The organism is Marinobacter sp. EhC06 (genome assembly GCF_001650915.1).
Classification (GTDB): domain Bacteria; phylum Pseudomonadota; class Gammaproteobacteria; order Pseudomonadales; family Oleiphilaceae; genus Marinobacter.
Map to the genome: position 1 here is coordinate 15327 of NZ_LXYO01000009.1, position 18757 is coordinate 34083.

An 18757-nucleotide genomic window follows, 5' to 3' on the forward strand; every position below is an offset into this window, starting at 1 on the left:
CAAATGCCCAAGCAATGGGTTTGAGACCACAGTCACTGGGTAATTCCGGAAGATGATACGCGCTCAAATCGATTGAATGAATTAGTGCCCTCTCAATGCCCGAGCCATAAACCGCCTCTGCAAGGACCTTGGAGTAAAACGATTAGATTGGGAGGAGATGAGGTTAAACCAACCGGGAACCACGCTCGCCCGGCCAGACTCAAGAGCCCTTATGCCAGCTTTTACGACCGGCACGGGCTCCATCATCACTCTCTTCATCGCAGGTGACACCGGTTGCTCAGCAACGGAAATGAAATCGGTGTTGGTCAGACCGGGCGACAGCACCGTCAAAGTGACTCCCGAGGTTTTAAGTTCCTCGTGCAACGATTCACCCAGAGACAGCACGTACGCTTTGCTGGCCGCATAAGCGGCATAACCCGGCGCAGCTTGGTATCCCAGTACGCTGGATACCAGCAGAATTTTCCCTGCGCCACGGCCCACCATCGACTGACCAAAGACATGGGTCAGTTCCGTCAGTGCAACAATATCGAGCTGCAGCATACACGCGAGCTTCTCGTGCGAACTCTCAAGAAAATCGCCATGTATACCCATCCCTGCGTTGTTGATCAGGACATCGACATTGATCGGGATGGCGTCCAGCGCTTTCTTAAGCTTGGCCGCCGCACCAACGGTGCTAAGATCCGCTGGTTCTACGTGACATTCGACGCGGTGTGCTGTGGTGAGCTCATCAGCCAGCTTTTTCAGGGCGTCGATCCGTCGCGCAGTTAATACAAGGTTATAGCCTTTCTTCGCGTATTCGCGAGCAAACACCGTGCCGAGACCACTTGAGGCGCCCGTGATGAGCACCCATTGCTTGATATCTTTCATAACGTCAGTTCTCCAGGTGTCGGTTCGAATCCAGGCAACAACCAGATTTCAGAATTGGCGCTCCATTACGAGCAGGGTCGACGTTGCGGACGCCAGAAGTCGGTCATTTCCATCAACAAGACGGGCCTCTGCAAAGGCTGTGCGGCGGCCTATCGTGACCACGGAACCGATGGCTCGCACCGTACCGGTTTCGGCCGTCATCCCACGGTGGTAAGCAGTTTTGAGTTCCAGGGTCGTGTAAATCTGGTCAGCCCTGAGTTTTGAATGGACGGCACAGCCACAAGCGCTGTCGAGCAACGTTGCGGCAAATCCGCCGTGTATGCTGCCGATGGGGTTGTAGGCATGAGGGCCCGGTTCGGCTTCGAAAACAGCGTGGCCGTCATCAATTTCGACAAGACGGAACTTGAGTGTTTCGCCGATCGGTGCGCCGTTCCCGCTAGCCAGCATTGCCTGGAGTTGTTCCAGCCCGCTAAGGGTGGGATGGATATTGTTTACATTCATAGAACCGTTCTCCTGAATCAATGAAAGGCCGATTTGTTTACGCACTTGCGCAACAAACTGCTCTGCGTTTTTTACACAGGCGACATCAAACCATGCTGATCACAACTTTTCCTTTTGCGTGCCCGGATTCGACATAGTTGAAAGCATCTGCAATCTCAGCGAAAGGAAACGTTCGGTCGATCACGGGGCGAATCGTCGCGTTCTCCAACAGTGGCTTTAGCTTCCCCAGTTGCTCGCCACTGGCGTGCATGAAGTGAAAGGCGTAGTGGACGTTGTGGCGCTTTGCCTTGCGTCGAATACCTGAACTCAAGGTGCACATCACGAGTCTTAGTACCGGATTCAGTCCTTTGTTTTTCGCGAAATCCGCGTCCGGCGGCCCGGAAATGGAGATGAGGTGCCCTCCAGGTTTCAGGACCCCCACCGATTTTTCGAGCGTGGCTTTATCTTGGGTATTGATGACGACGTCATAACCGGTAAGCTTCGTCTCAAAGTGCTCGGCCCTGTAGTTCACGGCCACGTCTGCACCCAGGCTCTTCACAAGCACCTGATTGGCTGGCCCGGTGGTTGTTGCGACTTCGGCGCCCAAATGTTTTGCAAGCTGGATCGCAATGGTTCCAAACCCGCCCGAGCCGGCATGGATCAGAACTTTCTGGCCAGCTTTGACGTTGGCTCGTTCGACCAGAACCTGCCAGGCCGTGAGCCCAACAAGCGGTATCGAAGCCGCCTCTTCCATCGTCAGATTTATTGGCTTGGGGGCAACATCGGCCTCGTTGACCGCAATGAATTCGGCGAAAGTGCCAATGTGGCCATCACGCGGTCGCCCGAAAACGGCATCACCAGTCTTGAAGCGACTGACGGATGCACCCACCTGCTCAACGACACCCGCCAGGTCATGCCCAAGAATAAAAGGGACACGGTATGGCAATATGGGCCTGAACTCTCCCGCTGCGAGTTTGATGTCCAACGGATTGACGCTGGTAGCGTGGACTTTGACGAGAATCTCATCATGCCCGATATCCGGCATTGGCACATCGCGAATATGCCGGGCCGCCGCTTTCTTGTACTGATTGACAACGAATGCCTTCATGACAGTGCAACCTTATTTTCAGTTCGGGGGGTAGTGACTGGAATACAAAAAGAACTGCCAGGATTAATCCGCCTGTCATCGTGACGGCTAAGGCAAGCGTTGGAGGCAGTGGCAAAGTGCTGGCGACGGAGGAGCCGATAGCGGCAGAGGCCATCTGAAGAAAGCCCTGAAGTGCCGAGGCGGATCCGGCTTGTTGCCGGAAAGGCTGCAGCGCGATCGCTGTTCCCAGCGGATTGATGATCCCAATCCCAAGAAGGAACAAACTGATGCCGCCCGTGATGAACATCAGGTTGGGCGTCGACGCGAGGCTAAGGATAACAAGACCGCCCGCGAGAGAGAGGACCGCTCCGATCATGGCGCCCCAGGCTTGCCCCCATCTGTGTGCCAGCCTCGGTGCAAGGACGCCCGCGCCAAAGACAACGAATACTGTTCCTGCGAAATAGAGAGAAAGCTGGAGACCAGTCAAACCAAGCTCGCTGATAAAACTGGCTGGTGCCGCCGCGAAAAAGGCGTAAAGCATGCCGAGCGTTAAACTGACCGACAGTGCGGGAAAGATGAACCGGCGATCGCGGGTCAGTCCAACATAAGTTTGGACAACATTGCTCAGGCAAAGCGGCTGTCTGTCGCTTCCTGGGAGCGTTTCACCCAGATTGCGCACATAGAAAATGCCCAGTACCAATGCAAATAGGGCGACGCCGGTAAATAGGAAGCGCCACCCCATCATCGTACCGAGCCCGGTGCCGATGAGTGGCGAAAACCCTGGGGCGGCCGCCATGGCGATCATGATCATTGCCAATGCCCGCCCTAATGCCTTGCCATCAAAAAGATCTCGGGCTATTGCCCTCGCCAGAACGAATGCGGCGGCGGCACCCAGCGATTGTATGACTCGACCCACAATTAATACTTCGAGAGTCGAGCTGAGCGCACACACGGTACTGCCGACAATAAACGTCGCTAGACCCGTTACGACAATAGGCTTGCGACCAAAGCGATCAGCTAGCGGGCCTGCAAACAGTTGTCCCACCGCGAAGGCGATAAAGAAACTGCTTAACGTCAATCCCAGGTCGCGTGCCTCCACGTCCATGTGAGCACCAATGTCCGGAAAGACCGGAAGGATGATATTGGTCGCAAGCGCTCCCAGTGCGGCCAGGCCCGCAAGCTGGAAAAGAGCCAGACCGGTCAGCGCTCGCGTTGATTCAGGCGGACGTTTCACTCACATTCCTTAGTGGTAGATGAGTTTCAAGCCAGGAGTGCTGTTCCCTGGATTGTTTGGGTCTGCCAATGGGGAAATCTTGACAAGCTCCATAACTACTGTAACTCTCATAATAAGAGTCACTAGGGGAAAGTCAAATGAAAGCTAAATCTTTTGCAGGTATGCGCTGTTCAGTGGCCGGCGCCCTGGAGATTGTGGGCGACCGCTGGATCCTCTTGTTGCTGCGGGATCTCGGGCTCGGCCTGAAGCGGTACGACGACTTCAGGAAAAGCTGCGGCATTCCAACGACCACGCTATCGAAGCGCCTTCAAGTATTGGAGGAGCAGGGTGTTGTTGAGCGATCCCGGTATAGCGATCGACCACCACGCTACGAATACCATCTGACCGAAAAAGGGCGTGACCTTTGGAAGGTCACCACAGCTCTTCGAGAGTGGGGTGACCGCTGGGATGCATCGGGTTTCGGCTCGCCGACTGTTGAAGTCGTTGACCGAGAAACCGGACGCGAATTGCGCTTGGCTCTTGTCGATCCCGAAACTGGGCAGGTTGTCCCGCGAGAGCGGATCTGTATTCGCCCCGGGCCTGGTGCGGATGAGAACGTTCGATGGATGCTGAAACCTGAGAGGGGTAACGCTGAAGAATGATTAACAACAGATTCGTGTCCAGGAGAAAGGTATGACAGATAAAACGCTTGAAGCTCTAGTGGCAGGTAAACACCGAAGCGAGCAGAACATCGCGCGCAACGAAGCACGTCACCCCGTCGAGACCTTGAACTTTTTCGGCTTGAAACCCGATATGACGGTACTCGAAATCTTGCCCGCCTTAGGCTGGTACACGGAAATACTCGCCCCGTACCTGGCGGAGAGCGGTCGCTTGTACGTTGCCCATTTTTCGCCCGATGGGCTCATGCCCTACATGCCCAAAGCACTCAAGATTTTTGAAGACCGAATGGTCAGCCAACCGGAGATCTTTGGCAAAGTCACCGTGAGGCACATCAATCCGCCCAAGGAAGTCAGCGTCACACCGCCCGGTACTGCGGACCTGGCCCTAACGTTTCGTAATGTGCACAACTGGATCATGGCCGATCAGGAGCACGAGTATTTTACCGCCTTTTTCAAGGCGCTAAAGCCGGGTGGCGTACTTGGCATTGTGGAGCACCGCGCCCGCCCCGGGGCGGATATGAGCAGCATGCGCACAAGCGGTTATGTCACGGAAGCTTATGTCAAAGAAATCGCCCAGCGTGCTGGGTTCGAGTTTGAAGCATCCAGCGAGATCAACGCTAATTCCCTGGATAGTACGGACCATCCGCACGGGATCTGGTCACTGTTCCCGTCCCTGCACTCAGGTGACGAGGAGCGCTACAGGGCCATCGGCGAGAGTGATCGGATGACATTGAAATTCCGCAAACCTTTAGATTCCGAAACCAAGCCAGTGACCACAGGAGCGCAAACCTCATGAGCCAGTCAACCCAACAACCGCTTGCCCTGGTAACCGGCGTTGGCCCCGGGGTCGGTACATCGCTTGTCCGCCGTTTTGCAGAGGGTGGCTATCGCGTGGCGATGATCGCGCGCGATGCGAACCGTCTTGCCGAGATCGGGGCCGAGGTCCCCGGAGCTTTTGCAATGCCTTGCGATGTGACCGACGCTCAGGCTCTGGATCAGGTTCTCGAGGAAATCGGAGCGCCAAAGGTGGTTGTTCATAACGCTGTTGGTGGCTCTTTTGCGCCATTCCAGGAAACGGACCCTGCGGTGCTACAGAAAAATTTCGAGATAAATACCATGGCGCTGCTGCAACTGGCGCAGAAGATCGCCCCGGCAATGATAGAGGCCGGCGAGGGGGCTATCATCGTAACGGGCAACACGTCGGCCCTGCGTGGCAAGCCCAACTTTACCGGCTTTGCACCCACTAAGGCTGCGCAACGCATTCTTGCCGAGTCATTAGCCCGCGACCTGGGCCCGAAAGGCATACACGTTGCCTATCTGGTGATCGATGCGGTCATTGACGTGCCATGGACACGAAAAGTTCACAGCGACGCTCCAGATGACTTTTTTATTCAACCCAAAAGCATAGCGGCTGAGGTATTCCACCTTGCTCATCAGCCGCGCGATGCCTGGAGTTTTCTCGCTGAGGTGCGACCGTATCGGGAGACCTGGTAGGTACGGCCTGGAAGCGGTCGCGTGGGCTGTAGGATTTACCAGGCAGCCGCTTTCCCAAACGATCCCGCTCAACAGCCGTTCATCTCAGCGGCTTAAGGCTCTTCAGGGAGATGGCGTCTAGTCTCAAACTGAGTTCTTCGGACTCGGTCCTGAATGTTCGCTTTGCGACCCCAGTGCTTTCTGGATTTGACGAAACATGCCAACCACTCAGAGCGATCTGAGTTTGTAGCGCACCTTCAGGATGACAATCTGGGATGCCTATTATTGCTCCTCATGGGAAAGATTTTTCGTCGAATGACACTCAATCGCCAGCCAGGCCTGTAAGTCGTTGGTAGCCCAGTCTCTGGCAAGCGGCATTTGAATTAGCATATGGGCACTAATCGGCCTCTGTTCTGATAGGCTGGCTTTAACGGGTAAGACATCCGTCTGTTCCATGATTTCGGAGGATTCATTATGTTTTCGGGCCTCAGCGCATTTCCTTTAACCCCTATGAGTGAGCAAGGTATAGACGAGGCGGCATTTGTTCGATTGATCGAACAGCTCGTTACTGCAAACGTTGATTCAATAGGCGTGTTGGGCTCGACTGGAAACTATGCCTATCTGACCATGGACGAGCGTGCACGTGTCGTAAGACTTGCCATTGAACACGCAGGGGATGTCCCTGTGATGGTAGGTATCGGTGCGCTGCGCACGCGCGATGTACTTACGCTGGCCGAGGATGCCGAGGTAGCTGGTGCCTCCGGGGTACTGCTGGCGCCAATGTCCTATCAGAAACTGCTTCCAGACGAAGTTTTCGGGCTCTATGAAACCGTAACCCACGCACTGTCGGTCCCGCTTTGTGTTTACGACAATCCCGGCACTACTCAGTTTATTTTCAGCGACGAGCTTCACGGACAAATCGCGCATCTTCCGAACGTGGCGTCCATTAAGATTCCCGGAGTGCCTGAGGACCCGACTGAAGCAAGGTCGCGGGTTGAAGCGCTTCGAGCACGCATTCCATCAAATGTCACTTTGGGTGTAAGCGGAGATGCCTTCGCCGCGACCGGTCTGAATGCCGGATGTGACGCCTGGTACTCAGTGATCGGGGGCGTGTTTCCCGCTACAGCACTTGCGATTACCCGCGCAGCTCAGGCCGGGAACGCGCAGGAAGCGACACGTTTATCGAAACGATTACAGCCCTTATGGGAACTGTTCAACGAATCTGGAGGAAGCCTGCGGGTTGTCGCAGCTGCTGCTGAATTGCAGGGAATTGCCGAGTCTCCGTGTCTACCGCTGCCGCTCAAAACCCTTGATAAAGAGGGGCGTCGACGACTGGCGAACTTGATTGATGAGCTGGATTTATCGTGACGCAAATGTCGCTCCACGACTGTCAATACAAATGGAGTAAAAGCGGAGGGTTTTAAGTGGATTGGGGACTTTTAATCACTTTCGCTACAACCTTCGCGTCAATCCTGGCTCTGCCTGGGCCGAACGCTGCATTTGCCGTAGGACAGTCCCTTAGGTATAGCGCACGGAAGTCGCTGGCAGTCGCAGTGGGTTTTATGCTGGCAACCTGCGTCCACGGGATACTCGTGTTATCCGGACTGGGCGTACTGATACAAGGCTATGCAGGTGCACTGGTATTGCTGAAGTGGTGTGGGGTTGCTTATCTGGTATATCTCGCCATAAAGGCGTTCAGGTCCGGGGTAAATATTGTAACCGTTTCCTCTCAGACAATGACTGTCAGCAAAATGATGCTAAGCGCAATGGCAGTCTCACTGACAAATCCTAAAGCACTGCTGGCGAGTCTGATGATCTACCCGCTATTCATCACGTCTTCCGGCACTTATATCTCTCAAGCGGTAGCATTGGTGGCAGTCGCAATGGCGATTTCTTTTTCCATATACGCGACCTACATAGTGGGAGCATCCAAGCTGGGCAAGCATTTGCGGGGGAGCAAATGGGCCAATAAGATCGTCGCGTCGTTCTACTTGGGTGCAGCTGGTGTGTTGGCTTCCAAATCAACATAACTCAAAGCGAGCCCTTAGGCCTTTGATCTGAATGTCCGCTTTGCGAACCCTGGGCACACTCCGGGCTCAGCTAAACAAAAGCGAACATTCGATTTTATCTTAATAATTCGATAGAAACGCGTAAACCGCTACAGGACTTAGTCGAAAAGCTGATTTTACCTTCATAGCGAGTCACTATATCTCGAACGATAGCAAGGCCGAGACCGTGCCCAGGTGTTTGCTCATCTAGCCGCAGACCCCTTTGGCCCAAACTGGCTAAATCCTTGTGATTAACCCCTGGGCCATCATCAGCAACAACTATTCGCTTGAAGCCGCTGCCTTGTTCCACAGAGAGCTCTACGCATCTCGAAGACCATTTGCCAGCATTGTCCAGTAAGTTGCCCAATACTTCATTAAGATCATGTTCTTCTATCGGCCATCGGCTGTCTTCAGGCAGAGAACTCGATAGTTCAAACGACTTTTCCGGATATAAACGACCGAGCATCCACAAAAGATCCCGTGCCTGTTTTATGGGGTAGGCGCTTTTCCCAATCTGGGGCCCTGCAAAACGGCTTCGACGCATTTCAGCCTCTAATTGCCTATCGATATCGCTTAGTCGCTCCACCATCTGGTGCCTAAGAGTAGTGTCGAGGGGACGTGTGTCGTCTTCCAGTATCTGCCGGACGGCTGCGATGGGGGTTTTGACGCTATGAGACAGGTTTGCGAGAGCGTCCCTGGAGCGCTCCAGTCGCTGATCTAAGGAGTCCAGCAACTGATTTAGTTGAAGAACCAGCGGGTGGAACTCCTCTGGCGACTGAACGTTGATTCGGGAGATCTCTCCGTCCTGGAGTCTTTTTAATGCGGCTTTGAGTGTGACAACCGGTCGCATGGACATCGTGATACCGAACCAGAGCACGGCGACCAAGAGCATAATCAACAGAACTGATACTACGGCGGTCCAGGCATGAAGTGCAGCTTGGCTGCGTTTCAGCGCACCCAGATCTTCAGAAACGATTACGACGATGGGTGTTTCACCGACCTGAAAAGACTTTCGGTAGGCGAGGATGTCTAAGGGAGTATCAGTGGTTTCGGCATCTTCTACGCGAACGGTTCCGTCTTCTTCGTTTTCAATCAGAGGCGTTAACAAGGGCTCCCAAGTATCGGGTGAAATGATGGTCTGTTCGGGTGTATGTATGGCAAAGGCATGATGAAAAACATCCTGGAAATAATCGCCCGTCTGGAGAGTGTCAACTTCACCATTCGCGTCGCGAATCTGGTGTTCAAGGAAAGCGACTTCATCTTTCAGTCGGCTTTCAACGAACTCCCGGGACATTCGGTCGAGTAGCAAACCATGGACCAACCACGCTACCCCCATTAGACCAATTCCGGCGGGCAGTAACAGCGCAAGCAAGGTTCCTTTTACGGACGCAGGCTTTTTAAGGAATCGCATTAAAAATGTACCCCTGGCCGCGTCGTGTTGAGATGGTTTCGCTGCCCACTAGCTTCCTTAACCTCCGAATATACGCCTCAATGACGTTTTCACTCGGGCTATCATTCAAGTTGTAAAGCTGTTCCATTAGTTGTTCTTTGGAAAAGACGTGGCCAGGGCGGCTCATCAAACAACGTAGCAGCCGGAATTCGGTGCCGGTAAGTGTATGTTCCACGCCGTCGTCCATCTTGAGGCTTTGGCGGTTTTCGTCCAGTTCAAAGCGGCCGGCTTTAACCTGAGCATGGACCCTTCCTTCACTTCGACGCACGAGTGCGTTGAGGCGTGCGATTAGCTCTTCTGTCTGAAAAGGTTTTGCCAGGTAATCGTCTGCCCCGGCTTTCAAGCCGTTAACCTTATCCTGCCAATCGCCTCTCGCGGTCAGAATCAAGACCGGACAGCTGACGTGATTCGTTCGCCACTTTCTCAATACGTCCAGCCCGTTGCCATCAGGTAGACCCAGGTCCAGAACAACAGCACGGTAATCCTCTTGCTCACCCAGAACGACGGCTTCTCGGGCACTGGGAGTTGTATCAACGCTGAAACCTGCTTTTCCCAACTGCCTGACCAGACCCTCAGCAAGCAAGCGGTCATCTTCGACGAGCAGTAAACGCATGAGTTTTTCCTTCTCTGTATGGTCCGCGGTCGAAAGTGTGACTGATTAACCTGAATTCAGCCTGAACGGAAAATAGTTCGAGTTTTTCAGAAAGAATTCAGGTTAGTGAGAGAAGGTAACAACCGATTCTGGACATTGCTCAAGATTGGGGCTCAATCCTGCAGTGTTTTTCGAGCAATATTTTACAGAGGATAAAAAGATGAATGCATCAAAACTATTCGTAGCGGGTATGGCGCTTTCAATGTCGGCAACAGCGTTTGCGGCTGGCGCCCATGATGGTGGCCACGGGCACGGCGCTACAAGCGGTGAACCTGGCAAAACGTCGGAGGCCAGCCGAACCATAACTGTCGAGATGTACGACAACTACTACGAACCCGAAGAAATCAGTGTAAAGCCGGGTGAAACCGTTCGCTTCGTGGTGGAGAACAAGGGAAACCTCGTCCATGAGTTCAATGTTGGCACTCCCGACATGCACGAAGCTCATCAAGAGGAAATGATGATGATGGTTGAGCATGGCGTCATCCAGGGCGGCAAGCTGAACCACGACATGATGAATATGGATATGGGGAATGGCCATTCCATGAAGCATGACGACCCGAACAGCGTGTTGCTGGAACCGGGCCAAAGTAAAGAAGTGGTATGGAAGTTCTCTGATAAAGGCAATATCGAATTTGCCTGCAACGTGCCGGGCCACTATCAGGCCGGGATGTACGGTGAGGTCAATTTCGAGTAACTCGCTTAACTGAGGTCCGCGAACGCGGGGCTGAGACACGTTTCTCGGCCCGGCTTCAATGACGTGTAGTTCGGAGCAACACAGATGAAACCACGCTTTTTGACAGGGCTTTTGAGCCTGCTGATGCCAGCCATGGTTCTGGCCGGCGAATACGACCTTACGGTCGACCGGGTAAAAATTGATACCGGCGATTTTGTGAAGGAAGGCATTGGATACAACGGCGCATCTCCGGGACCGGTAATGCGTTTCAAGGAAGGCGAGAACGTCCGGATCAACGTGACCAACAACCTGGATGAGATGACGTCCATTCACTGGCACGGCCTGATCCTTCCTTTTAACCAGGACGGTGTGCCTGGTATCAGTTTCCCGGGCATCAAGCCGGGTGAAACCTTTACCTATGAGTTTCCTATCCAGCAGGCAGGCACCTACTGGTTCCACAGCCACTCTGGTTTTCAGGAGCCGGACGGCGCCTATGGTGCCATTGTCATCGAGCCCGAGGGCCGTGAGCCATTCCGCTACGATCGTGAATACGTGGTGCAGCTGACTGACAAGCACCCCCATTCCGGTGACCGCATCATGCGCAACCTGAAAATGATGCCGGATTACTACAACCGCGAGCAGCAAACTGTCGGCGAGTTTTTCTCGGACGTGTCAAAGAATGGCCTGATGAACACCGTCAGTGACCGTATTGCCTGGGGGGGTATGCGGATGATGAAGGCGGACGTTGAAGACGTGCAGGGCTTTACGGGCCTGATCAACGGCAAAGGCCCGGACCAGAACTGGACGGGACTCTTTGAGCCGGGCGAACGCATTCGGCTGCGATTCATCAACTCTTCTGCGATGACCTACTTCGACATCCGGATTCCTGGTCTGGACATGACGGTTGTCCAGGCTGATGGCAACAACGTTCAGCCGGTCAATGTGGACGAATTCCGGATTGGTGTGGCGGAAACCTACGATGTGATCGTTCGCCCGAGAGACAAGCAGGCCTACACCATTTTTGCTGAATCCATGGGGCGGTCCGGCTATGCCAGGGCAACGTTGGCCCCCGAAGAAGGTATGGAAGCGGCTGTTCCGCAACTGCGTGATCCGGCGCGCCTGACTATGGCAGACATGAGCGGTATGCCCGGCATGGACCATGGCAACATGGCCGGTATGGATCATGGCGACATGGATATGAATAGCTCAGAAGGGATGTCCGGAATGGATCATTCCAACATGGAAGGCATGGATCATGGTTCCATGGCGATGGGAAAAGGCGGCCAAAGCGACCCCTTTTACGCCAAGGGAAGTGGCCTTGTACCCACGGCAGCCAATGGCGGCAAGTTCCTGTCCTATGCTGACCTGAAGGCCCAAGATCCACTGTATGAAGACCGCGAACCGACCCGGGAAATTGAGCTTCGTTTGACCGGCAATATGGAGCGTTATACCTGGAGCATTAATGGCGTCAAGTACGAAGACGCAGACCCAATTCGTCTCAAATACGGTGAGCGAGTTCGCTTCAAATTCGTGAACGAGACCATGATGACTCACCCTATGCACCTGCACGGTATGTGGTCCATTCTCGATGTTGGTGCAGACCAATGGAACCCGATCAAGCACACGGTCAGTGTGCAGCCAGGCACCACGGTTTACATGGAAACCGAGGTCGACGAGCCCGGTCAGTGGGCGTTCCACTGTCACCTGTCCTATCACGCGGCCGCTGGTATGTTCCGCAAGGTCATTGTTGAAGGTGGGCCAGAGTCGACGCAGGCCAAAACAGACGTGATTGCCAAAGATGGAGGTGAGGTATGAGCTGTATTCGATCAATTGTCGCAGTCAGCTTCCTTGCCTCTATTGGTGTCTCAACGGCGGTGACAGCTCAGGAAATGATCTCCGACACGACCGCTCGAAAACAGCCGCTCACAACCTGGGGCGTTCAATTCGAGGAATTTGAGTACCGCTACAGCGACGATGACGAGGAGCTGGGCGTCTGGAATGCGGATGCCTTCTATGGCACCGACGACTTTAAAGTCCGGCTGCTCACAACCGGGGAGTACGAGATAGAGGAGCAGGCCTACGAAACGCTGGAAAACCAGCTGGTCGGCCAGATCCCTATCTCCAAGTTCTTCGACGCCAAAGCGGGCGTGCGTTTCGATACGCCCGAGGGGCCGGACCGTACGTATGCGGTTCTCGGTGTGGCCGGGCTGGCGCCCCAATGGTTTGAGATCGATGCAAATCTGTATGTCAGCAAGGATGGCGATACGTCAGCTGAACTGGACGCTGAGTACGAATTGCTGTTCACCAACTACTGGATTCTGGCGGCAACGCTGGATGCCTCAGTAGCGTTCAGTGAGGATGAAGAGATCGGCGTCGGCAAGGGATTGGTTTCCACCGAAACCGGCCTCCGGCTCAGCTACGACCTGATCGACCGTGCGTTCTCACCCTACGTGGGTGTGGTGCACGAGCGTAAGTATGGCGATAGCGCCGACCTGGCCGAGGCGGACGGCGGTGGCACAGAAGACTGGTTTGCCGTGATCGGCGCTCGAATCGCATTCTGATGCTGATGGGCCATGGGGAAACCCACGGCCCTTTTTCGTCTATGATTTGATGTAACTCAAATCCACCGAAAGCATGTGTCCATTTTCAGTCGCAGTTCAGGTTGAAGTGTTTTGATACAGGGAGAAGTCATCAGGAAGAGAGGTGTCACCCCATGACCAAAGCACACAAAGCAACCAATCAGGAGCAGTTTTTGTTGCGCCGAAAAATGGCCGTCGAGGGGCTTGGAGAGGATCAGTGGGATGGGCTCATCCACGATCTTAATCGCCACCCCTGCGTTGATTTCGCCGAGCGTAAGCCAAATGGCACATTGCAGGTGACGTACGACGGAACCCACTGGTCCGTCGATGAATTACTGGAACTGATCAAGGCTTACGGTGGCCAATTGAAAACCGGATGGTGGACCCGGCGCAAACTGGCCTGGTACCGGTTTACCGACGACAACGTCCGGGCAAATGCCAAGCATGAGCCGTTCTGCTGTTCCAAGATTCCACCCATGAAAAAATAACAGGAGGTTGAATGAACAGGGAGGAAGATCGAACTACCCGCTACCAGGAGGGCAGTCTCACTTTACCAGGGACAGTCATGCTGGGTACCGGCGTCATGATTGGCGCCGGTATTTTTGCACTGACAGGGCAGATGGCCCAGATGACCGGTGTCCTTTTCCCGCTGGCCTTTCTCGCGGCGGCGGTGATTGTCAGCTTCAGCGCCTATTCCTACATCAAGATCTCCAATGCCTACCCGTCCGCCGGCGGTATCGGCATGTACCTGCACAAGGCTTACGGAAACCGGCTGCCAACGGCTTTCAACGCCCTGTTGATGTACTTTTCCATGGTGATCGCCCAGAGCTTCCTGGCCCGCACCTTTGGCTCTTACACCATGCAACTATTCGGCGGGGATGACAGTGGCCGCATGGTGCCCATTCTCGGCGTGGCGCTCATTCTTGCGGCCTTTCTGATCAACCTGCTCGGCAATCGGATGATTCAGGGGGTGGCTTCCTTTATCGGGATCCTGAAAATCGGCGGCATACTGATTTTCGGTCTGGTCGGGATCTGGATTGCCGACTCAGTCTCGGTTGATTTTTCGGAGCCCGGTGAAGCCGGAGCGCTGGGCAACTTCCTGGGCGCAACCGCACTGGGGATTCTGGCGTTCAAAGGCTTTACGACCATCACCAACAGTGGTTCGGAAGTAATAGACCCAAAGCGAAACGTCGGGCGCGCCATCGTGATTTCCATTGCCGCCTGCGTGGTGATCTACACGCTGGTGGGCTTCGCGGTCGCCAGCAACCTGTCACTGGCTGAAATTATCGAAACGCAGGATTACTCCCTCGCTGCTGCTGCGCGTCCCGCTCTCGGCGATTACGGTGTCTGGTTTACTGTCGCTATTGCCATGATGGCCACGGCGGGCGGTATTCTCGCCAGCGTCTTCGCGGTATCCCGCATGCTGGCGATGCTGACGGAGATGAAGCTCGTACCACATCGGCATTTTGGCATGCCCGGCAGCATCCAGAAACACACACTGGTGTATACCGTTGTCCTGGGGCTGATCCTCACCGCCTTCTTTGATCTGTCACGAATTGCCGCGCTGGGTATCGTGTTTTACCTGATTATGGACATTGCCATTCACTGGGGTGTACTGCGCTATCTTCGCAAAGACATTAAGGCCAACACCTGGGTGCCAACTACAGCCATCTTGTTGGATCTTTTGGCTCTGGGCGGCTTTGTCTGGGTAAAACTGAATACGGACCCGTTCGTCATCGGCGTGGCAGTGGTCACCATGATTGTGCTTGCAGTCTCCGAGCAGATTTTCCTGAAAAGATCGCCGGAATCCGCGCAAGCGAAACAGGAAGAGAGTCACGCGCATCGTCACCATTAACCAGAATCAGGAAGAGAGGCTATTGCCATGATGGGAGATAACATGTTCGGGAACACCATGTGGGCAGGCCACTGGCTGTGGATGCTGGTGATTGCCATTGTGGTCGTCATTCCGGCCTGGCGTATTTGCCAGCGCACGGGGTATCCGGGGTGGATGGGTGTACTGATACTGATCCCTATCGTCAATCTGGTTCTGCTGTATTTCATTGCATTTGCAGACTGGCCCGCCGATAAAACAGGAGATCAGAATGGCTGAGCACCATCACGCCCATGACCACGATCACCACGCCGATAAAGAACCTGGCGGGCACACCGCCAAGGATCCGGTTTGCGGCATGGCAGTCGATCCGCATACCGCGGAACACCGCAGCCAGCATGGCGGTAAAACCTGGTACTTCTGCTCGTCGCGTTGCCAGTCCAAATTCGACGAGGACCCTGAGCAGTACCTCGATTGGGAAAAGAAACAGCAAGAGCCGGTAGCGCCGGGCACTATGTATACCTGTCCCATGCACCCCGAGATTCGGCAGCAAGGGCCAGGGGACTGCCCAATCTGCGGCATGGCCCTGGAGCCCGAGCAGGTAAGCCTGGACGACGGGCCTTCGGAAGAACTCAAAGACATGACCCGCCGATTCTGGATCGGCCTGGTGCTGGCCCTGCCTGTACTGGTACTGGAGATGGGTGGGCACCTCACCGGACTCGATCACATTATAGCCCCGCAGATGTCCAACTGGATTCAACTGGTGCTGGCAACGCCTGTGGTGCTCTGGTGCGGTTGGCCCTTCTTCGTCCGGGGTTGGAAATCCGTGGTTAGCCGTAACTTGAACATGTTTACGCTCATTGCCATTGGTACCGGCGTCGCGCTGATCTACAGCCTGGTGGCGACCCTGGCGCCGCAGATCTTCCCAGGCGCCTTCCGGCAGGAAGACGGGTCGGTCGCCGTCTACTTCGAGGCGGCTGCTGTCATCGTGGTGCTGGTGCTGCTGGGGCAGGTGCTGGAATTGCGCGCCAGAGAGAAAACCTCTGGTGCCATCAAGGCCCTGCTGGATCTGGCACCGGCGACGGCCAGAAAACTGGACGACGATGGCAGCGAATCCGATGTGTCGCTTGATCAGGTCAAGGTCGGTGACCGCTTGCGGGTACGTCCGGGAGACAAGGTGCCGTTGGACGGCGAGGTGCTTGAAGGCAGCTCCAACGTGGATGAATCCATGGTGACCGGTGAGCCTTTGGCAGTCAGCAAAAAATCCGGCGACCAGGTGATCGGCGGCAGTATCAACCAGCAGGGCAGCTTTATCATGCGGGCCGACAAGGTTGGCCGTGACACCATGCTGTCCCAGATTGTGCAGATGGTGGCGAGCGCCCAGCGCAGCCGCGCGCCCATTCAGGGCCTGGCCGACAAGGTGGCGGGTTATTTTGTGCCTGCGGTGATCGTGATCGCCATTATCGCCTTTATAGCCTGGTCATTCTTCGGGCCCACGCCGCCTATGGCGTTCGGGCTGATTGCAGCGGTCAGTGTTCTGATCATTGCCTGCCCTTGCGCACTTGGCTTGGCGACGCCCATGTCCATCATGGTGGGTGTCGGACGCGGTGCTCAAAGTGGCGTTCTGATTCGCGATGCGGAAGCCTTGGAGCGTATGGAGAAGGTGGACACCGTGGTGGTGGATAAAACCGGCACGCTGACAGAGGGCAAGCCGCAAGTCACCCGGCTTGTCGCGGCCAACGGGTTCGATGACAGTAGTCTCATGCGTTATGCAGGCGGCCTGGAGAAAGGCAGTGAGCACCCACTGGCTCACGCCATACTCGATAAAGCCAAGGGCATGGACCTGAAGCTTCCGGATGCGGAAGACTTTGACTCTCCGAATGGTAAAGGGGTTACCGGTCGAATAGACGGCAAGCGGGTGCTACTTGGTAACCGCCTTCTCATGGAGTCGGAAAATGTCGACACCACGCGATTTGACGGCGACGCCGACCAGCTCCGAAAAGATGGTGCTACCGTGATTTTTGCTGCTGTCGACGGAAACGTCGCAGGGTTGCTGGCGATTGCCGATCCGGTCAAGGAAACCACCGAAGCCGCTATTTCCGCGCTGCAAAAAGACGGCATCCGGGTGGTCATGCTGACCGGCGATAACCGCACTTCAGCTGAAGCAGTTGCCCGAAAACTGCATATCGACGAAGTGGAAGCGGAAGTCCTGCCGGAAGATAAGGGCAAGATCGTCCAGCGCCTGAAAGACGAAGGCCGTGTTGTCGTGATGGCGGGTGACGGCGTAAACGATGCGCCTGCACTGGCAACGGCGGATGTCGGTGTGGCCATGGGCACCGGGACCGATGTCGCCATCGAAAGCGCCGGCATTACGCTGCTACGCGGCGACCTGATGGGCATTGTCGAGGCGCGCCGTTTGTCTCTGGCGACCATGCGCAATATCCGTCAGAACCTGTTTTTCGCCTTCGTTTACAACTCCGCCGGTGTTCCGATAGCGGCAGGGGTTTTGTACCCGTTTTTCGGGATACTGCTGTCGCCCATTTTTGCAGCGGCCGCCATGTCGCTGTCCTCGGTCAGCGTGATTGTGAATGCGCTGCGTTTGAGGGTGGTGAAACTCGGGTCAAAGCAATGAACTTCTGAATCATTGGAGGTAGCTATGTCATACACGATCGATCGAGTTATCAAGGATGTCGATTTCGAGGACGTGGACAGAAGAGCGCGTCAGGCCCTCACTGATCACGGGTTCGGTGTGCTGACAGAAATTGATGTCAAAGCCACCATGAAGAAAAAGCTGGACAAGGATATGTTGGCCTATCGGATTCTCGGGGCCTGCAATCCTGGCATGGCCTGGGAAGCCATCGGTGTGGAGCCTCGCGTGGGTGCCATGCTGCCTTGCAACGTTATTCTTCGTGAGGTTTCGGAGGGCATTGAGGTAAGTGCAGTGGATCCATTGGCTTCCATGAGCGCCATCGATAATGACGAGCTCAAGCAGGTTGCCGGGAAGGTCAGGGATATGCTCTCTGAGGTTGTGGAATCGATCTGAAGCCGGTAGAGGCGTCGATTTGCTGCAGTGCCTGCGGTTTGCAATGGATTAGCGAATTAGCCAGGCGAGCGCATAGCCCAACTGAACACTGGAAATGCAAATAGGACTCCTCATTTGACGACGGGATACCTATTTGATGTCAGTCATATTATGGAGAAGAAAAAAGGAAAAAAGGAAAAAAGATATGGATATAAAGACTTTTGGACAACTGATCGACTGGACGCGCGATCTGCACTCACATCTGGCGAGCTGTCTGTCCCATTGCGCAACAAAGCACGAGGAAGAACGGGCCCGTGCGCTTTTGGATTATCTGGCAGCTCATGAATCGGAAATAGAGCGGATCGTGAACGAGTTTGAGCACCAAGGGGATAAGAAGGCACTGGAAACTCGGGTGTACGACTACCTGTCCCATAATCCGATCAAAACTCATCGAACCTGCGACGAGCCTTACGCGAAGCTTGATTTTGATGGTATCTGCCGGGAAGTGTTCGACTTTCATGATCAGATTATTGATCTCTACAAAACGCTGATTGGAAAAGCCGAAATTCCAGAAGCAAAAGAGCTGTTCGAATCTCTTTTGGCGATGGAGGAAAATGAGTCGATGAGACTGGCTCGTCAGGTTGGCCGAATGCAGGATCTATGAGATCCGAGCACTTTTGCTGACGGCTTAATCCCTTTGAA

Annotated in this window: 20 protein-coding genes; 14 read left to right on the forward strand and 6 right to left on the reverse strand. The window is 54.7% G+C overall.

The window, feature by feature from the left end; genetic code table 11:
• Positions 1 to 81: 81 nt before the first annotated feature.
• The 4 genes from A8B84_RS04975 to A8B84_RS04990 form a co-directional block, all read right to left on the reverse strand.
• The gene (locus A8B84_RS04975; RefSeq protein WP_064226796.1) at positions 82 to 867 is read right to left on the reverse strand and encodes an SDR family NAD(P)-dependent oxidoreductase; all 786 of its coding nucleotides are present in this window, start codon (positions 865 to 867) and stop codon (positions 82 to 84) included.
• 48 nt (positions 868 to 915) lie between these two features.
• On the reverse strand, positions 916 to 1368 hold the full coding sequence (locus tag A8B84_RS04980) for a PaaI family thioesterase (RefSeq protein WP_064226797.1): 453 nt from the start codon (positions 1366 to 1368) through the stop codon (positions 916 to 918).
• A gap of 85 nt (positions 1369 to 1453) precedes the next feature.
• Positions 1454 to 2455 (reverse strand): NADP-dependent oxidoreductase, encoded by a 1002-nt coding sequence (locus A8B84_RS04985; protein ID WP_064226798.1) that lies wholly within the window; start codon positions 2453 to 2455, stop codon positions 1454 to 1456.
• Positions 2373 to 3668 carry a Bcr/CflA family efflux MFS transporter gene (locus A8B84_RS04990; RefSeq protein WP_064226799.1) on the reverse strand — a complete coding sequence of 432 codons (1296 nt, stop codon included), beginning with the start codon at positions 3666 to 3668 and terminating at the stop codon, positions 2373 to 2375. Before A8B84_RS04990 ends, A8B84_RS04985 begins: the two co-directional genes overlap by 83 nt.
• Positions 3669 to 3805: 137 nt before the next feature.
• Here A8B84_RS04990 and A8B84_RS04995 point away from each other — a divergent pair, with 137 nt between their 5' ends.
• The 5 genes from A8B84_RS04995 (at position 3806) to A8B84_RS05015 (ending at position 7830) form a co-directional block, all read left to right on the forward strand.
• A complete protein-coding gene (locus tag A8B84_RS04995) occupies positions 3806 to 4309 on the forward strand; it encodes a winged helix-turn-helix transcriptional regulator (RefSeq protein ID WP_064226800.1) in 504 nt (167 codons plus the stop codon).
• Positions 4310 to 4340: 31 nt separating this feature from the next.
• Positions 4341 to 5123, forward strand: a complete 783-nt coding sequence (locus A8B84_RS05000) for a class I SAM-dependent methyltransferase (RefSeq protein ID WP_064226801.1) — start codon at positions 4341 to 4343, stop codon at positions 5121 to 5123.
• On the forward strand, positions 5120 to 5821 hold the full coding sequence (locus A8B84_RS05005) for an SDR family NAD(P)-dependent oxidoreductase (RefSeq protein ID WP_064226802.1): 702 nt from the start codon (positions 5120 to 5122) through the stop codon (positions 5819 to 5821). The genes A8B84_RS05000 and A8B84_RS05005 overlap by 4 nt, the downstream gene beginning before the upstream one ends.
• 453 nt (positions 5822 to 6274) lie before the next feature.
• On the forward strand, positions 6275 to 7168 hold the full coding sequence (locus A8B84_RS05010) for a dihydrodipicolinate synthase family protein (protein WP_064226803.1): 894 nt from the start codon (positions 6275 to 6277) through the stop codon (positions 7166 to 7168).
• Positions 7169 to 7224: 56 nt separating this feature from the next.
• Positions 7225 to 7830: a LysE family translocator gene (locus A8B84_RS05015; RefSeq protein ID WP_064226804.1), complete on the forward strand. Its 606-nt coding sequence runs from the start codon at positions 7225 to 7227 to the stop codon at positions 7828 to 7830.
• Positions 7831 to 7924: 94 nt separating this feature from the next.
• Here the strand turns inward: A8B84_RS05015 and A8B84_RS05020 are convergent, their stop codons facing one another.
• A complete protein-coding gene (locus A8B84_RS05020) occupies positions 7925 to 9259 on the reverse strand; it encodes an ATP-binding protein (protein WP_064226805.1) in 1335 nt (444 codons plus the stop codon).
• A complete protein-coding gene (locus tag A8B84_RS05025; RefSeq protein ID WP_022990681.1) occupies positions 9246 to 9911 on the reverse strand; it encodes a response regulator transcription factor in 666 nt (221 codons plus the stop codon). Before A8B84_RS05025 ends, A8B84_RS05020 begins: the two co-directional genes overlap by 14 nt.
• 199 nt (positions 9912 to 10110) lie before the next feature.
• Here A8B84_RS05025 and A8B84_RS05030 point away from each other — a divergent pair, with 199 nt between their 5' ends.
• The 9 genes from A8B84_RS05030 (at position 10111) to A8B84_RS05070 (ending at position 18719) form a co-directional block, all read left to right on the forward strand.
• Positions 10111 to 10644, forward strand: a complete 534-nt coding sequence (locus A8B84_RS05030) for a cupredoxin domain-containing protein (RefSeq protein WP_064226806.1) — start codon at positions 10111 to 10113, stop codon at positions 10642 to 10644.
• A gap of 84 nt (positions 10645 to 10728) precedes the next feature.
• Entirely contained in the window at positions 10729 to 12438 is a 1710-nt protein-coding gene (locus A8B84_RS05035; protein WP_064226807.1) for a copper resistance system multicopper oxidase, read from the forward strand.
• A complete protein-coding gene (locus tag A8B84_RS05040; protein ID WP_058340741.1) occupies positions 12435 to 13184 on the forward strand; it encodes a copper resistance protein B in 750 nt (249 codons plus the stop codon). The genes A8B84_RS05035 and A8B84_RS05040 overlap by 4 nt, the downstream gene beginning before the upstream one ends.
• 152 nt (positions 13185 to 13336) lie before the next feature.
• Complete coding sequence (locus tag A8B84_RS05045) at positions 13337 to 13690, forward strand: hypothetical protein (RefSeq protein WP_064226808.1); 354 nt, start codon at positions 13337 to 13339, stop codon at positions 13688 to 13690.
• A gap of 11 nt (positions 13691 to 13701) precedes the next feature.
• Positions 13702 to 15057: an APC family permease gene (locus A8B84_RS05050; RefSeq protein ID WP_082905084.1), complete on the forward strand. Its 1356-nt coding sequence runs from the start codon at positions 13702 to 13704 to the stop codon at positions 15055 to 15057.
• 27 nt (positions 15058 to 15084) lie between these two features.
• On the forward strand, positions 15085 to 15312 hold the full coding sequence (locus A8B84_RS05055; RefSeq protein ID WP_022990675.1) for a hypothetical protein: 228 nt from the start codon (positions 15085 to 15087) through the stop codon (positions 15310 to 15312).
• Complete coding sequence (locus A8B84_RS05060; protein WP_022990674.1) at positions 15305 to 17665, forward strand: heavy metal translocating P-type ATPase; 2361 nt, start codon at positions 15305 to 15307, stop codon at positions 17663 to 17665. The genes A8B84_RS05055 and A8B84_RS05060 overlap by 8 nt, the downstream gene beginning before the upstream one ends.
• 24 nt (positions 17666 to 17689) lie before the next feature.
• Positions 17690 to 18076, forward strand: coding sequence for a DUF302 domain-containing protein (locus tag A8B84_RS05065; RefSeq protein ID WP_022990673.1), 387 nt, complete (start codon positions 17690 to 17692; stop codon positions 18074 to 18076).
• A 184-nt stretch (positions 18077 to 18260) separates the two neighbouring features.
• Complete coding sequence (locus tag A8B84_RS05070; RefSeq protein WP_022990672.1) at positions 18261 to 18719, forward strand: hypothetical protein; 459 nt, start codon at positions 18261 to 18263, stop codon at positions 18717 to 18719.
• Positions 18720 to 18757 lie beyond the last annotated feature (38 nt).

Bases quoted from the DNA above. Each gene is read 5' to 3' on its own strand.
- A8B84_RS04975 (WP_064226796.1), bottom strand. From the start codon at position 867: ATGAAAGATATCAAGCAATGGGTGCTCATCACGGGCGCCTCAAGTGGT.
- A8B84_RS04980 (WP_064226797.1), bottom strand. From the start codon at position 1,368: ATGAATGTAAACAATATCCATCCCACCCTTAGCGGGCTGGAACAACTC.
- A8B84_RS04985 (WP_064226798.1), bottom strand. From the start codon at position 2,455: ATGAAGGCATTCGTTGTCAATCAGTACAAGAAAGCGGCGGCCCGGCAT.
- A8B84_RS04995 (WP_064226800.1), top strand. From the start codon at position 3,806: ATGAAAGCTAAATCTTTTGCAGGTATGCGCTGTTCAGTGGCCGGCGCC.
- A8B84_RS05000 (WP_064226801.1), top strand. From the start codon at position 4,341: ATGACAGATAAAACGCTTGAAGCTCTAGTGGCAGGTAAACACCGAAGC.
- A8B84_RS05005 (WP_064226802.1), top strand. From the start codon at position 5,120: ATGAGCCAGTCAACCCAACAACCGCTTGCCCTGGTAACCGGCGTTGGC.
- A8B84_RS05010 (WP_064226803.1), top strand. From the start codon at position 6,275: ATGTTTTCGGGCCTCAGCGCATTTCCTTTAACCCCTATGAGTGAGCAA.
- A8B84_RS05020 (WP_064226805.1), bottom strand. From the start codon at position 9,259: ATGCGATTCCTTAAAAAGCCTGCGTCCGTAAAAGGAACCTTGCTTGCG.
- A8B84_RS05025 (WP_022990681.1), bottom strand. From the start codon at position 9,911: ATGCGTTTACTGCTCGTCGAAGATGACCGCTTGCTTGCTGAGGGTCTG.
- A8B84_RS05030 (WP_064226806.1), top strand. From the start codon at position 10,111: ATGAATGCATCAAAACTATTCGTAGCGGGTATGGCGCTTTCAATGTCG.
- A8B84_RS05035 (WP_064226807.1), top strand. From the start codon at position 10,729: ATGAAACCACGCTTTTTGACAGGGCTTTTGAGCCTGCTGATGCCAGCC.
- A8B84_RS05040 (WP_058340741.1), top strand. From the start codon at position 12,435: ATGAGCTGTATTCGATCAATTGTCGCAGTCAGCTTCCTTGCCTCTATT.
- A8B84_RS05045 (WP_064226808.1), top strand. From the start codon at position 13,337: ATGACCAAAGCACACAAAGCAACCAATCAGGAGCAGTTTTTGTTGCGC.
- A8B84_RS05050 (WP_082905084.1), top strand. From the start codon at position 13,702: ATGAACAGGGAGGAAGATCGAACTACCCGCTACCAGGAGGGCAGTCTC.
- A8B84_RS05055 (WP_022990675.1), top strand. From the start codon at position 15,085: ATGATGGGAGATAACATGTTCGGGAACACCATGTGGGCAGGCCACTGG.
- A8B84_RS05060 (WP_022990674.1), top strand. From the start codon at position 15,305: ATGGCTGAGCACCATCACGCCCATGACCACGATCACCACGCCGATAAA.
- A8B84_RS05065 (WP_022990673.1), top strand. From the start codon at position 17,690: ATGTCATACACGATCGATCGAGTTATCAAGGATGTCGATTTCGAGGAC.
- A8B84_RS05070 (WP_022990672.1), top strand. From the start codon at position 18,261: ATGGATATAAAGACTTTTGGACAACTGATCGACTGGACGCGCGATCTG.